Genomic DNA, 12821 nt, shown 5'->3' on the forward strand with positions numbered 1-12821 from the left:
TCCGTCACCCGCGCAGGGCTTCGTAGATGCGCTCGGCCAGCTCATGGGAAATGCCGTCCACCGAGGCCAGGTCCTCGATGCTGGCCGAGGCCACCCCCGAGAACCCGCCGAAGCGCGCCAGCAGCCGCTGGCGCCGGCGCGCGCCGACCCCTTCGATTTCCTCCAGGCGCGACACATTGCGCGCCTTGGCGCGGCGCGCCCGCATGCCGGTAATGGCAAAGCGGTGCGCCTCGTCGCGCACCTGGGCGATCAGCATCAGCGCGGCCGACTCGCCGCCCAGCGCCACCGGCGGCCGCCCGTCGGCGAAGACCAGGGTTTCCAGGCCCACCTTGCGCCCTTCCCCCTTGGCCACGCCGACCAGCGTCTGGATATCGAGGCCGAGTTCGGCGAACACCTGCCGCGCCACTTCCACCTGCCCCTTGCCGCCATCGATCAGCACCAGGCCGGGCATGGGCGCCTCGCCGTCGGCCACCTTGCCGAAGCGCCGCGTGAGGACTTGGCGCATGGCGGCGTAGTCGTCGCCCGGCGTGATGCCGGCGATGTTGTAGCGCCGGTAAAGGGACGGCTGCATGTCGTGGTGCTGGAACACCACGCAGGACGCCTGGGTGGCTTCGCCGGCGGTGTGGCTGATATCGAAGCATTCGATGCGCAGCGCGTCCAGCGCGGCCTCGTCGGTGTCCAGGTCGAGCGTCTCGGCCAGCGCCAGCGTGCGGGCGGCGCGCGCGCCGGATTCGGTCAGCGCCCGGGCCAGCGCCAGTTCGGCGTTCTTGGCGGCCTGCTCGAGCCAGGCGCGCCGCGCACCCTGCGGCCGGGTCAGCACGCGCGCGGGGCGCGCGCCGGCCTGTTCGGCCAGCAAAGCCATCAGGCCGGCATCGGGCAACGCATGGGTACAGACCAGCACCGGCGGCAGGAGGTTGTCGGTGTAGTGCTGGGCAATGAAGGCCTCGAGCACCTGCGGCGCCTCCTGGCCATCGACGTGCACCGGAAAGAACGGCTTGTCGCCCAGGTGGCGGCCGCCGCGCACCATGGCCAGGTTCACGCATACCTTGCCGCCGGCCGAGGCCACCGCGATGATGTCGGTGTCCTCGCCGCTGGCCTCCTCCATGGTCTGCTGGTGCAGCACGCGCGCCAGCGAACCCATCTGGTCGCGCAACGCGGCGGCCTCTTCGAAGCGCAGCTCGCTGGAGGCCTGCAGCATGCGCTGCTCGATCTCGCCCATGACCTCGCGCGCCTCGCCGTTCAGGAAGCGCGCGGCGCGCCCGACATCGCTGGCATAGTCGGCGGCGCCAATGGCGCCCACGCAAGGCGCCGAGCAGCGGCCGATCTGGTGCAGCAGGCAGGGCCGCGAACGGTTGGCGAATACGGTGTCCTCGCAAGTGCGCAGGCGGAACACTTTCTGCAGGATCTGGATCGTCTCGCGCACCGCCCATGCATTGGGAAACGGGCCGAAGAACTGGCCGCGCTTGCTGGTGCTGCCGCGGTAGTAGGCGATGCGCGGCCATTCATGGCCGGTGATCAGCAGGTACGGGTACGACTTGTCATCGCGGAACAGGATGTTGTAGCGCGGCCGCAGGCTCTTGATGAGGTTGTTCTCAAGCAGCAGCGCCTCGGCCTCGGAGCGCGTCACCGTGACCTCGACGCGCGCCACCTTGGCCACCATCTGGGCGATGCGCGGACTGGCGAGGTTCTTCTGGAAATACGAGGAGACGCGCTTTTTCAGGTCGCGCGCCTTGCCTACATACATGACCTCGCCGTCGGCGTCCAGGTGGCGGTAGACCCCGGGCAGGTGCGGCAGGTCAGCCAGGAACGATTTGAGATTGAATTCGTCGGGCATGCTGGTAGCGGCTCTCGGCCTGCAGGGTATCCCAGTCGGGCGCGGCGAAGCGCGGCATCAGGCGGCGGATGCGCGCCACCGACTCGGCCGGGTGGTCCGCATCCAGGCGGGACAGCAGGTCGTCGGCCAGGTCGGGCCGGTTGCACACCAGCACCATGTCGCAGCCCGCGCCCAGCGCGGCCTGGGCGCGCGCCAGGATGTCGCCGGCCACCGCCGCCCCCTCCATGGTGAGGTCGTCGGAAAACACCACGCCATCGTAGCCGAGCCGGCCGCGCAGGATCTCCTGGACCCAGCGCCGCGAAAACCCGGCGGGCTGCTTGTCGACCTTGGGATAAATGACATGCGCCGGCATCACCGCCGGCAGCACCGCGTCGCCCAGCCACGCATAGGGGGCGGCGTCATCCTTCAGGATGCGCTCGAGCGAACGCGGATCGACCGGGATCTCGTGGTGCGAATCGGCGCCCACGAAACCGTGGCCGGGGAAATGCTTGCCGCAGGCGGCCATGCCGGCCTGCGCCAGGCCTTGCGCCAGCGCGCGCGCCAGCATCGCCACCACGCGCGGGTCGCGGTGGAAGGCGCGCGTGCCGATCACCTGGCTGACGCCGTAGTCCAGGTCGAGCACCGGGGTGAAACTGAGATCGACGCCGCAGGCCCGCAGTTCGGCGGCCAGCACATAGCCGGCCTCGGTGGCCAGCCGCATGGCGGCCAGGGGGTCGCAGTCCCAGGCCTTGCCCAGCGCCTGCATGGCCGGCAGCGGCGTGAAACCGTCGTCGCGGAAGCGCTGCACGCGGCCGCCCTCGTGGTCGACCGCGATCAGCAGCGGCTCGCCGCGGGCGCGGTGGATCTTGCGCGTCAGTTCGCACAGCTGGCGGCGGCTTTCGAAGTTGCGCGCGAACAGGATCACGCCGCCCACCAAGGGGTGCCGCAGGCGCTGCTTTTCTTCCTTGGTGAGCCGGGTGCCGGCCACGTCGACCATGACCGGGCCCGGCGGCAGCGACGCTTTGTGTTTCTTGGCCATACGGATTTGTCCTTTGATGTCCGGAAAGACGAACCGGCCCGCCTCAGGGCTTGCGCTCGACCACCACGTAGGCGGCCGCCAGGTCGGATTCGTCGGTGATGGAAACATGGGCGGCGCCGAAGCGCGGCGCATACCATTCGAGCAGGCTGGGCGCGATCACCAGCACCGGGCGGCCGCCCGGGGCGTTGAGCGTCTGCACCCGGGTCCAGGTCATGGGCATGCGCATGCCCAGCCCGATGGCCTTGGAGAAGGCTTCCTTGGCGGCGAAGCGGGTGGCCAGGAAGCGCACCCCGCGCGCCGCGTCGCGGGCACGCCGGGCGTGGAATTTCTGCAGTTCCTCGGGGCCGAGGATCTTCTCGGCGAAGCGGTCGCCGTGGCGTGCCAGCGCGCGCTCGACACGGTCGATGCGCAGCAGGTCCATGCCGATGCCGGCGATGCCGCCGGCAGGGGTCGGGATCGGAGGGGCGGAGGTGTCGGGCATCGGCGGTGGAGCGGGCGCGGCGTGGGGGTCGCGGGGCAACGGCGCCCCGTACCTGGAATGATACGCGAGCGCGCGGACGGGCGCGTCAGCGGCCCCGCAGCGCCAAGCCGCGCGCCTGCACCATCAGCGCCTTCATGTCGCGCACGGCTTTCTCCCAGCCGTCGAACACGGCCTGGGCGACGATGGCATGGCCGATATTGAGCTCGGCGATGCCGTCCAGCGCGGCGATCGGCGCCACGTTGCCGTAATGCAGCCCGTGGCCCGCGTTGACGCGCATGCCGTGCCGCAGCCCCTCGGCCAGCGCGGCGCGCAGCCGGTCGAGCTCGCGCGCGACCCGCTCGCCTTCGGCCTCGGCGTACGCCCCGGTATGCAGTTCGATGACGGGCGCGCCCGCCTGGGCGGCCGCCTGGATCTGGGCCGGCTCCGGGTCGATGAACAGCGACACCCGGATGCCGGCGTCGCGCAGGCGCGCCACGGCCGCGCTGACGTCCGGCAACGCGCCGGCCACGTCCAGCCCGCCTTCCGTGGTGAGCTCGGTGCGCTTCTCGGGCACCAGGCAGACATCGCTGGGCCGCACGGCGCAGGCGATGTCGAGCATTTCCGGGGTGATGGCGCACTCCAGGTTCATGCGGGTGCGCAGCACCGGGCGGATGGCATGCACGTCGGCATCCTGGATGTGCCGGCGATCCTCGCGCAGGTGCAGGGTGATCAGGTCCGCGCCGGCGTCTTCGGCGCGCAGCGCGGCGGCCACCGGATCGGGATAGCTCGTGTGACGCTGCTGGCGCAGCGTCGCCACGTGGTCGATATTGACGCCCAGTTCAATCATGGTGCTTTTGCGGATGATACCTGCGTGGCTTCGTGCCAGCCGCCGCCCAGGGCCTTGTACAGCTCCACGCGGTTGTTCAGCGCTTCCAGGCCGGCCTGCACCAGCGACAGCTGGGCGCTGAAGAAATCCACCTGCGCGGTCTGCACCTGCAGGAAGCTGTCGACGCCGCCCTGGTAGCGCAGGGTGGACAGCTCCAGCGTGCGGGCGGTGGAGGTCTGCAGCGAACGCAGCGCATCGAGCTGCGCGCCGTAGGTGGCCTCGCCCGCCAGCGCGTCCGAGACTTCGCGGAACGCCTGCTGGATGGTCTGCTCGTACTGCGCCACGGCGATGTTGTCGCGCGCCTTGGCCAGGTTGAGGCCTTCGCGGATGCTGCCGCCGGCGAAGATCGGCGTGGTGATGGACGGCGCGAAATTCCAGGCCCGCTGCCCGCCTTCGAACAGCGAGCCCAGCGAAGTGCTGGCGAACCCCAGCATGCCGGTCAGCGAGATGGTGGGGAAGAACGCCGCGCGCGCGGCGCCGATATTGGCGTTGGCCGACTTGAGCTGGTTCTCGGCGGCCATGATGTCCGGGCGGCGCTCGAGCAGGTCCGACGGCAGCCCGGCCGGCACCGAGGCCAGCAGCTGGTCGCGGCCGAACTCGGCCGGCGGCGGCAGGTCGGCCGGCAGCGGCGCGCCCACCAGCACGGTCAGCGCATTGATGGACTGGGCGCGCACCCGCGCCAGTTGCGCCAGGTCGGCCGAGGCGGAGTCGAGCAGGCCCTTGGCCTGGTTCAGGTCGAGTTCCGACGCCACGCCGCCGTCGAAGCGGCGCTTGACCAGGTCGTAGGACTCCTGGCGCGAAGCCAGCGTCTTGCGGGTCAGGTCGAGCTGGACCTCGGCGGCGCGCTGCGTGAAGTAGGCCTGCGCCACCGCGCCCACCAGGGTGATGTGCACGCTGCGCTGCGACTGCTCGGTGGCCAGGTATTGCTGGTAGGCCGCCTCGGACAGGCTGCGCAGCCGGCCGAACAGGTCGATCTCGAAGGTGGTCAGGCCGATGCCGGCCTGGAATGTGTTGCCGACCGTATCCGAGCCTGTGGGGCTCATGTTGGCCGGCGTGCGCTGCCGCGTGCCGTCGATACCGGCGCCGATGCTGGGCCACTGCGCGCCGCGCTGCACGCCGTACTGGGCGCGCGCCTCTTCGACGCGCTGCACGGCGATGCGCAGGTCGCGGTTGTTGACCAGCGCCAGCTCGATCAGCTTCTGCAGGCGCGGATCGCGGAAGAACTCGCGCCAGCCGATGTCGGCCGCCGGCACCGCAGCCGCCGGCGCCACCGCCGCGGCAGGCTGTTCGGCCAGCGAGGTCGGCGTGTCGTAGGCGCCGTACTGGACCTTGGGCTGGGCCGGCCAGTCGGCCGACACCGGCGCCTCGGGACGGTGGTAGTCCGGCGCCAGCGAGCAGCCGGCCAGGGCCGTGGCCACGCACAGCGACAGCGCGGTTCGTTTGTACATCAGGGCGGTCATTCCTTGCCCTCCTGCCCAGGGGCGGATTGATCGGAAGCCTTGCCGGAGCCGTCGGCGGCATCGTCGGAGGCCGATTCGCGGGCGCGCTTGGCGGCCTGTTCGGCCTCGAACTGCTTCAGCTCGTTGCCGAGCAGGCGCGGCTTGGTCTTGAACAGGCCGAGCACCACGACGAAGAAGGTCGGCACGAAGATGACCGCGAACGGCGTGGCCGCCAACATGCCGCCCAGCACGCCGATGCCGACCGCGCGCTGGCTGGCGGCGCCGGCGCCCGTGGCGATGGCCAGCGGGATGACGCCCAGGATGAAGGCCAGCGAGGTCATCAGGATGGGACGGAAGCGCAGGCGCGCCGCCTCGACGGTGGCCTCGTACAGCCCCATACCGCGCGCGTACTGATCCTTGGCGAACTCGACGATCAGGATGGCATTCTTGGCCGCCAGGCCGATCACGGTCACCATGCCCACCTGGAAGTACACGTCGTTGGACATGCCCAGCACCGACACCAGCGCGACCGCGCCCAGCATGCCCAGCGGCACCACCAGCATCACCGACAGCGGGATGGCCCAGCTTTCATACAGCGCGGCCAACACCAGGAACACGACCAGCAGCGACAGCCCCATCAGGATGGGCGCCTGGTTGCCCGCCTGGCGTTCCTGGTAGGACAGGCCGTTCCATTCGTAGCCGAAGCCGGCCGGCAACTGCCCGACCAGGCGCTCCATCTCGGCCATGGCCTCGCCGGTGCTGTAGCCGGGCGCGGCGTCGCCGCCGATCCGCATGGACTCGTAGCTGTTGTAGCGCACGACCTGCACTGGGCCTTCCGTCCATTTGGCCGTCACGAAGCTCGACAGGGGCACCATGCCGCCTTCGGTGTTGCGGACGTTCATCTTGAGGATGTCGTCGACCTGCATGCGATGGCGGGCCTCGGCCTGCACCCAGATGTTCTGCATGCGGCCCATGTTCGGGAACTTGTCGATGTAGGCCGAGCCGAGCGCCGTGGAGATCAGCGTGGCGGCCGCGTCGAAGTCCACGCTCAGGGCGGCGGCCTTGTCGCGATCGATGGTCAGGTTCAGCTGCGGCCCGGCCCCCAGCCCGGTGATGCGCACCTGCGACAGCACCGGGCTCTTCATGGCCTCGCCCATCAGCTGGGCGGTGGCCTGCGCCAGCGCCTCGGTGCCCGCGTTGGCGCGGTCCTGCAGCCGGAAGTCGAAGCCGCTGGCATTGCCCAGCGACGAGATCGCGGGCGGCACCAGCGTGAACACCTGCGCGTCATGGATGCCCATGAGCTGCTTCTGGAAGGCCGCGAAGGCGATCGCGCCGGCCGAGTCGCCCGGCCCCTTGCGTTCGGAGAAGTCCTTCAGCGTGGAGAACGCGATGGCGGCGTTCAGGCCGTTGCCGTTGAAGCTGAAGCCCTGCACCGTGATGATGTTCTCGACCTGCGGCAGCCCCATGAAATACTGCTCGACCTGCTCGATCACGTCGATGGTGCGGTTGGCGCTCGCGCCGGCCGGCAGCTCGATGTTGCTGACCACGTAGCCCTGGTCTTCCTCGGGCAGGAACGACGAGGGCAGGCGGAAATACAGCCAGCCCAGCAGCACCACCAGCAGCAGGAAGAACAGCATCATGCGCCCGCCCTTGTGCAGGATGCGCGAGACCCAGTTCTGGTAGCCGTGCGTGGTGGCGTCGAACTTGCGGTTGAACCAGCCGAAGAAGCCTTTCTTGTCGACGTGGTGGCCCTTGGGGATGGGCTTGAGGATGGTCGCGCACAGGGCCGGCGTGAAAGTCAGCGCCAGGAAGGCCGAGAAGAAGATCGACACCGCCATGGCCACCGAGAACTGGCGGTAGATAACGCCCACCGAGCCGCTCATGAAGGCCAGCGGCAGGAACACCGTGACCAGCACCAGCGTGATGCCGACAATGGCGCCGCTGATCTGCGGCATGGCCTTCTTGGTGGCCTCCTTGGGCGGCAGGCCTTCGGTCGCCATGATGCGCTCGACGTTCTCGACCACCACGATGGCGTCGTCCACCAGGATGCCGATGGCCAGCACCATGGCGAACATGGTCAGCACGTTGATGGAGAAGCCCAGCGCCAGCATCACCGCGAACGCGCCCAGCATGGCCACCGGCACCACCAGGGCCGGGATGAGGGTGTAGCGGACGTTCTGCAGGAACAGGAACATCACCAGGAACACCAGCACCATGGCCTCGGCCAGCGTGTGCAGCACCTGCTCGATCGAAACCTTCACGTACGGCGCCGTGTCGTACGGGATATCGTACGTGATGTTGCCGGGGAAATACCGCGACAGCGATTCCATCTCGGCCCGCACGCCCTCGGCGGTGGCCAGCGCGTTGGCATCGGGCGACAGCACGATGGCGAACGCCGCCGTGGGCTTGCCGTTCAGGCGCGCGCCGAACTGGTAGTTGTCCGCGCCCACCTCGATGCGCGCCACGTCGCGCAGCCGCACCGACGAGCCGTCGGTGTTGGCGCGCAGCACGATGTTGCCGAAGGCCTCGACCGTGGAAAGCTGGCCGTTGACGATAACCGTGGCAGTGGAGCGCTGGCTGTCCGGATTGGGCGGCGCGCCCATGCTGCCGGCCGAGATCAGCACGTTCTGCCGGCTGATGGCGGCGTTCACGTCGCTGGCGCTGAGGTTGTAGCCCACCAGCTTGTCCGGGTCGATCCAGATGCGCATGGCGCGCGGCGCCGCGAACAGCTGGAACTGCCCCACCCCCGGCACGCGCGAGACCGGGTTCTTGATGTTGCGCGTGATGTAGTCGGCCAGGGCGGTCTGGTCGAGCGAGCCGTCGGTGGACGACAGGGTGACGATCAGCAGGAAGCCGGCGCTGGTCTGCTCGTACTGGATGCCCTGCTGCGTCACGGCGCCGGGCAGCTGCGCCGACACGTTGGAGACGCGGTTCTGCACGTCCACCTGGGCCAGGTCCGGGTCGGTGCCCGGGGCGAAGGTGGCGGTGATCTGGGCCTGGCCGTAGGAGTCGCTGACGGACTCGTAATACAACAGGCCCTTGGCGCCGTTGAGCTCGTCCTCGATGATGCTGGTGACCGACTCGGCCACTTCCTTGGCCGACGCGCCGGGATAGGTCGCGGTGATGGTGATCGCCGGCGGGGCCACGTCCGGGTACTGCGCCACCGGCATGTTGGGGATGGCCAACAGCCCGGCGAGCAGGATGAACAGGGAGACTACCCAGGCGAAAATCGGTCGATCGATAAAAAATTGCGGCATGTGGGCTGACTCTGAAAGTGCTCACGAAAACAGGCACGCGGCGCATCGCGCCGCGTGCCGTTCAGGATTTCTGCCCCGCGGCCGGCTGCTGGGGCGCCGCCCCTTCGCCTGGGGGCTTGCCTGCGTCGGGCGGTTGGCCGCCGGCCGGCGGCGCGGCCTTGCCGGCCCCGCCCGGGTTCCACGGCGAAGCCTGCGCCGGCGCACCGGGACGGATCTTCTGGAAGCCCTCGACCACGACCACATCGCCGGCCTTGAGGCCGCTGGTGATGAGCCACTGGTTGTCGATGACCCCGCCGGTCGTGACGGCGAGCTGCTCGATCTTGTTGTCCTTGACCAGCATCAGGCTCTGCATGCCATCGGCGGTGCGCTGCAGCGCCTGCTGGGGCACCAGCAGGGCCTGCTTGTTGATGCCTTCGTCGACCCGCACGCGCACGTACATGCCGGGCAGCAGGATGTGGTCGGGATTGGGGACCTCGGCGCGCAGGTTGACCTGGCCGGTGGTGGGATCGACCGTGATGCCGGTGAACAGCAGCTTGCCGTCATGCGGGTAGACCGAGCCGTCCTCGAGCAGCACGCTGACCTTGGCGGCGTCCGGGCCCACGCGCTCCATCTGGCCGCTGGCGAAGGCCTGGCGCAGCTTGGCCAGGTCGCCCGTGCTTTGCGTGAAATCGACATAGACCGGGTCGAGCTGCTGCACCAGCGCCATCTGCGTGGCCGAGGCGGCCTCGACCAGCGCGCCTTCGGTGACCAGCGGCTTGCCGATGCGCCCGTCGATGGGCGACGTGACATCGGTATAGCCGAGGTTGATCGAGGCATTGTCCAGGTTGGCCTTGGCGGCCGCCACGGCGGCTTCGGCCTGCCGGTAGCCCGCCACGGCGTTGTCGTATTCCTGCTTGCTCACCGCGTTGGCCTTGACCAGCGGCGCGTAGCGGTCGGCCAGCGCCTTGGCGCTGTACAGGTCGGCCTGGGCCTGCTTGAGCTGGGCCGCGGCCTGGTCGCGCGCCGCCTTGTAGGGCGCCGGATCGATCTTGAACAGGAGCTGGCCGTCCTTGACGTCGCCGCCCTGCTCGAACTCGATCTTCTGGACGATGCCGGTCACCCGCGCGCGGATCTGCGCGTCGCGCACGGCGTCGACGCGGCCGGGCAGCTCGGAAATGATCGACGCGGGCTTGGGCTGGACGGTAACGACGCTGACCTGCGGCATGCCGGGATTCATCTGCGGCTGTTCTTTGCAACCTGCCAGGACCAGGACGGCAAGCGCGACGGCGCCGAATCCCGAGACACGATGAGGCGAAAAACGCATGAAGTCCTCACGGAGTAGAACCGCGCCGCGAGAGTCCGCGCGCACGGGGCCGAACGCGCCGGATAGGCGTTCGGGAAGCCCGTTACTGTACCGTATTTTTGTCTTAAAACGACAGCTTTTCGCGCATACTTACTGTATTGCGCACTGTATTCCCGCCTTACGACGAGGCCGACTCGGCCACCAGGTTGCCCAGGAATACATACCCCATGCCGTGCACGGTATGCAGCGGCAGCCGGGCGCCAGCGGCGCGCACCTTCTTGCGCAGGCGGCTGATGGAGACGTTGATGGTGCGCAGGCTGGCCTGCGGAACGGCCTGCATCAGGGCCTGGCGGGTGAGTTCGCGCTGCGGACTGGCCAGCAGGCAGAGGAAGCAGGCGCGTTCGGTGCTGGTGAGGTTGACGCGCTGGCCCGACGGCGTGACCAGCACCCAGCCCTGGTACAGCAGGCTCCACCAGCCATCGCTGCCACTGCGATGCGCGAACACCACGCGGGCGAGGGAGTGATCGGGGGCGGGAACGGAAGACGGGGAAACGACCATGGTGGCATCAGGGGAATGACAGCGCGTTGCTGCGACGCGACAGTGCGCCTACAGGACGGCACACCGGGTTGCCCGTCCATACGAAAGATTACCCGCGTGCCGTCGGATTGCCGCAAGCGCAACCACGAAAATAGGACTGTTCCGATGCGCGGCCGCGCCCGGGCCGCTGGGCCCCCGCCTCAGCCGTGCCCGGGCCGGTGGACGTCGTGCGCGACGAAGCTCTGGTCGGCCGGCGGCCGCTCGAGCACGCGCGGGTCGGACAAGGTGCGCTGGATGTCGGACAGGCCGCTCTGCCAGTGCTCGCGCATGGCCTCGGTGCCGAATTCGTAGTCTTTCGAGTTGCGCTCGTAGTGCTTGGCCTCGTAGATGAGGTTGATCACGTTGACCGCCGGCGTGCAGGCCTGCTCGCGGATGTCGGCCAGCGCGGCGCTGTTGCGTTCGTGTTCGGGCAGGCGCTCGAGCAGGCGCTGCAGGCTGCGGCGCAGCTTGAGCACCCGCTGGAAATTGTTGGTCACCGTGCGGGTGCGGCTGGAATACTGGATGTCTTTCTGGCGCTCGGCCACTTCTTCGAGGTTGGTGGGCAGCGGCCCGCGCGCCGGCCAGAGGTCGACCTGGAACGCCAGCGTGTCGGCCATGGGATGGACCGACAGCACGTGCGCCAGCGGCGTGTTCGAGACCACGCCGCCGTCCCAGTAGTAGTCGCCATCGATCTCCACGGCCGGGAAGCCCGGCGGCAGGGCCCCCGAGGCCATGATGTGCTCGGCCCGCAGTTCGGTGCGCGTACTGTCGAAATAGGCAAAGTTGCCGGTGCGCACGTTGACCGCCCCGAAGCTGGCGCGCACCCCGCCCTTGTTGAGGAGATCGAAATCGACGTAGCGGCGCAGCGTATCGGCCAGCGGCGTCGTGTCGTAGAAGCTGGTGGCGGCCGGCCCGCCCCCGTGCAGCCAGTATGGCGGAGGATAGCGCGGCTTGAAGAAACCCGGCTGGCCCGACATGAGAGCCTGGAAGGCGGCGAGCTGGCCGTTCATGGCCGGCGAGCCGAAGCCGAACGGAATGCCCTGGAACATGCCGGCCAGCGCGTCGCCCCAGGGCAGCGCCGAAAACCCGGTCGGCCGGCAGATGCTTTCCCAGAAGCCGCGCAGGCGCTCGACCCGCTCGTCGGGCGGCGAACCGGCGATGATGGCGGCGTTGATGGCGCCGATGGAAATGCCGGCGAGCCAGTTGGGCCGGATGCCGGCCTCGTGCAGCCCCTGGTAGACCCCCGCCTGGTACGAACCCAGCGCCCCGCCGCCCTGCAGCACCAGCGCCACGGTATCGTAGGCCGGCGCCGCCGGGCGGCGCCGGGAGGTGGCCTTGCCGGTCATTTGGCCGGCGCGGGCTGCTGCGGCGCGGCGCTGCCGGCGCGGAACGGATAGCGGGCGAACACCTGCGCCACGCTGGCGTCGACGTGCTGCGCGGACGCGGCCGTGGCCGGGTCGTCGATGACGCCCACGCTCACGCCTTCCCAGACCAGTTGCTTGCGCCGGGCGTCGACCAGGTCGATGTTGAGGGTGCCTTCGGTGTACTGGTAGACATCGCTGCCCCAGCCGTAGCCGGGCCAGCCGCCGTAGAAGCCGGCCCGGTAGCCATAGTACGGGCCCGGCGGCGCCGGCGTGACTTCGGTCTTCTGCTGCAATTTGGCGTTGAAGTTGACCAGCAGGTCGGGCGACTGTTCCGCGTAGGTGTAGCCGCGCATTTCCATCTGCGCGCGGGTGGCGGACTTCAGGCGTTCGGTCAGCAGCGTGCTGTAGCCGGCCTTGTCGGTGCCCAGCGGCGACATGAAACCAAAACTGCGGTAGCGGCCGAAGTCGGCGCCGTGGTCGTAGTCGCTGCGCACGGTGGGGCCGGAGGCGCAGGCCGACAGCAGGCCGGCGACGGCCAGGGCGGGAAATAACGCGGTGCTTTTTTTCATGGTGGTCTCCGCAGGATGGGGCTGATCGCGCAGGCATCATGCCGCGAAGGCTGCGAACTTGCAATACGATCTCATTTGCATCTTGCGGGCCCGCGGGCGACCGCTACACTATGCCCTGCTTTCCTTTCCGGCGCC

Annotated in this window: 10 protein-coding genes; all 10 read right to left on the reverse strand. The window is 69.2% G+C overall.

Annotated elements, in window-relative coordinates:
- Positions 1–4: 4 nt before the first annotated feature.
- Positions 5–1834: an excinuclease ABC subunit UvrC gene (uvrC, locus tag ACKTT0_RS24385; RefSeq protein WP_407852299.1), complete on the reverse strand. Its 1830-nt coding sequence runs from the start codon at positions 1832–1834 to the stop codon at positions 5–7.
- Complete coding sequence (gene nagZ, locus ACKTT0_RS24390; protein WP_407852300.1) at positions 1797–2852, reverse strand: beta-N-acetylhexosaminidase; 1056 nt, start codon at positions 2850–2852, stop codon at positions 1797–1799. Before nagZ ends, uvrC begins: the two co-directional genes overlap by 38 nt.
- 43 nt (positions 2853–2895) lie before the next feature.
- On the reverse strand, positions 2896–3333 hold the full coding sequence (gene acpS, locus ACKTT0_RS24395) for a holo-ACP synthase (protein ID WP_407852301.1): 438 nt from the start codon (positions 3331–3333) through the stop codon (positions 2896–2898).
- A gap of 85 nt (positions 3334–3418) precedes the next feature.
- Positions 3419–4159 carry a pyridoxine 5'-phosphate synthase gene (pdxJ, locus tag ACKTT0_RS24400; RefSeq protein ID WP_407852302.1) on the reverse strand — a complete coding sequence of 247 codons (741 nt, stop codon included), beginning with the start codon at positions 4157–4159 and terminating at the stop codon, positions 3419–3421.
- The gene (locus tag ACKTT0_RS24405; RefSeq protein WP_407852303.1) at positions 4156–5658 is read right to left on the reverse strand and encodes an efflux transporter outer membrane subunit; all 1503 of its coding nucleotides are present in this window, start codon (positions 5656–5658) and stop codon (positions 4156–4158) included. The genes pdxJ and ACKTT0_RS24405 overlap by 4 nt, the downstream gene beginning before the upstream one ends.
- Positions 5655–8894 (reverse strand): multidrug efflux RND transporter permease subunit, encoded by a 3240-nt coding sequence (locus ACKTT0_RS24410; RefSeq protein ID WP_407852304.1) that lies wholly within the window; start codon positions 8892–8894, stop codon positions 5655–5657. Before ACKTT0_RS24410 ends, ACKTT0_RS24405 begins: the two co-directional genes overlap by 4 nt.
- A 61-nt stretch (positions 8895–8955) precedes the next feature.
- Positions 8956–10197, reverse strand: coding sequence for an efflux RND transporter periplasmic adaptor subunit (locus tag ACKTT0_RS24415; protein WP_407852305.1), 1242 nt, complete (start codon positions 10195–10197; stop codon positions 8956–8958).
- Positions 10198–10354: 157 nt separating this feature from the next.
- On the reverse strand, positions 10355–10735 hold the full coding sequence (locus ACKTT0_RS24420) for a winged helix-turn-helix domain-containing protein (RefSeq protein WP_407852306.1): 381 nt from the start codon (positions 10733–10735) through the stop codon (positions 10355–10357).
- A gap of 179 nt (positions 10736–10914) precedes the next feature.
- Complete coding sequence (locus ACKTT0_RS24425) at positions 10915–12099, reverse strand: DUF3734 domain-containing protein (RefSeq protein ID WP_407852307.1); 1185 nt, start codon at positions 12097–12099, stop codon at positions 10915–10917.
- Positions 12096–12686 (reverse strand): DUF4136 domain-containing protein, encoded by a 591-nt coding sequence (locus ACKTT0_RS24430; protein WP_407852308.1) that lies wholly within the window; start codon positions 12684–12686, stop codon positions 12096–12098. The genes ACKTT0_RS24425 and ACKTT0_RS24430 overlap by 4 nt, the downstream gene beginning before the upstream one ends.
- Positions 12687–12821 lie beyond the last annotated feature (135 nt).

Source organism: Bordetella saccharivorans (assembly GCF_045862855.1).
Lineage (GTDB): Bacteria > Pseudomonadota > Gammaproteobacteria > Burkholderiales > Burkholderiaceae_B > Bordetella_A > Bordetella_A petrii_F.

What these genes read in the sequence shown, in the direction of transcription:
- ACKTT0_RS24405 (WP_407852303.1), bottom strand. Translation starts at nt 5,658, where the DNA reads ATGACCGCCCTGATGTACAAACGAACCGCGCTGTCGCTGTGCGTGGCC.
- ACKTT0_RS24425 (WP_407852307.1), bottom strand. Translation starts at nt 12,099, where the DNA reads ATGACCGGCAAGGCCACCTCCCGGCGCCGCCCGGCGGCGCCGGCCTAC.
- ACKTT0_RS24420 (WP_407852306.1), bottom strand. Translation starts at nt 10,735, where the DNA reads ATGGTCGTTTCCCCGTCTTCCGTTCCCGCCCCCGATCACTCCCTCGCC.
- ACKTT0_RS24415 (WP_407852305.1), bottom strand. Translation starts at nt 10,197, where the DNA reads ATGCGTTTTTCGCCTCATCGTGTCTCGGGATTCGGCGCCGTCGCGCTT.
- pdxJ (WP_407852302.1), bottom strand. Translation starts at nt 4,159, where the DNA reads ATGATTGAACTGGGCGTCAATATCGACCACGTGGCGACGCTGCGCCAG.
- ACKTT0_RS24410 (WP_407852304.1), bottom strand. Translation starts at nt 8,894, where the DNA reads ATGCCGCAATTTTTTATCGATCGACCGATTTTCGCCTGGGTAGTCTCC.
- acpS (WP_407852301.1), bottom strand. Translation starts at nt 3,333, where the DNA reads ATGCCCGACACCTCCGCCCCTCCGATCCCGACCCCTGCCGGCGGCATC.
- nagZ (WP_407852300.1), bottom strand. Translation starts at nt 2,852, where the DNA reads ATGGCCAAGAAACACAAAGCGTCGCTGCCGCCGGGCCCGGTCATGGTC.
- uvrC (WP_407852299.1), bottom strand. Translation starts at nt 1,834, where the DNA reads ATGCCCGACGAATTCAATCTCAAATCGTTCCTGGCTGACCTGCCGCAC.
- ACKTT0_RS24430 (WP_407852308.1), bottom strand. Translation starts at nt 12,686, where the DNA reads ATGAAAAAAAGCACCGCGTTATTTCCCGCCCTGGCCGTCGCCGGCCTG.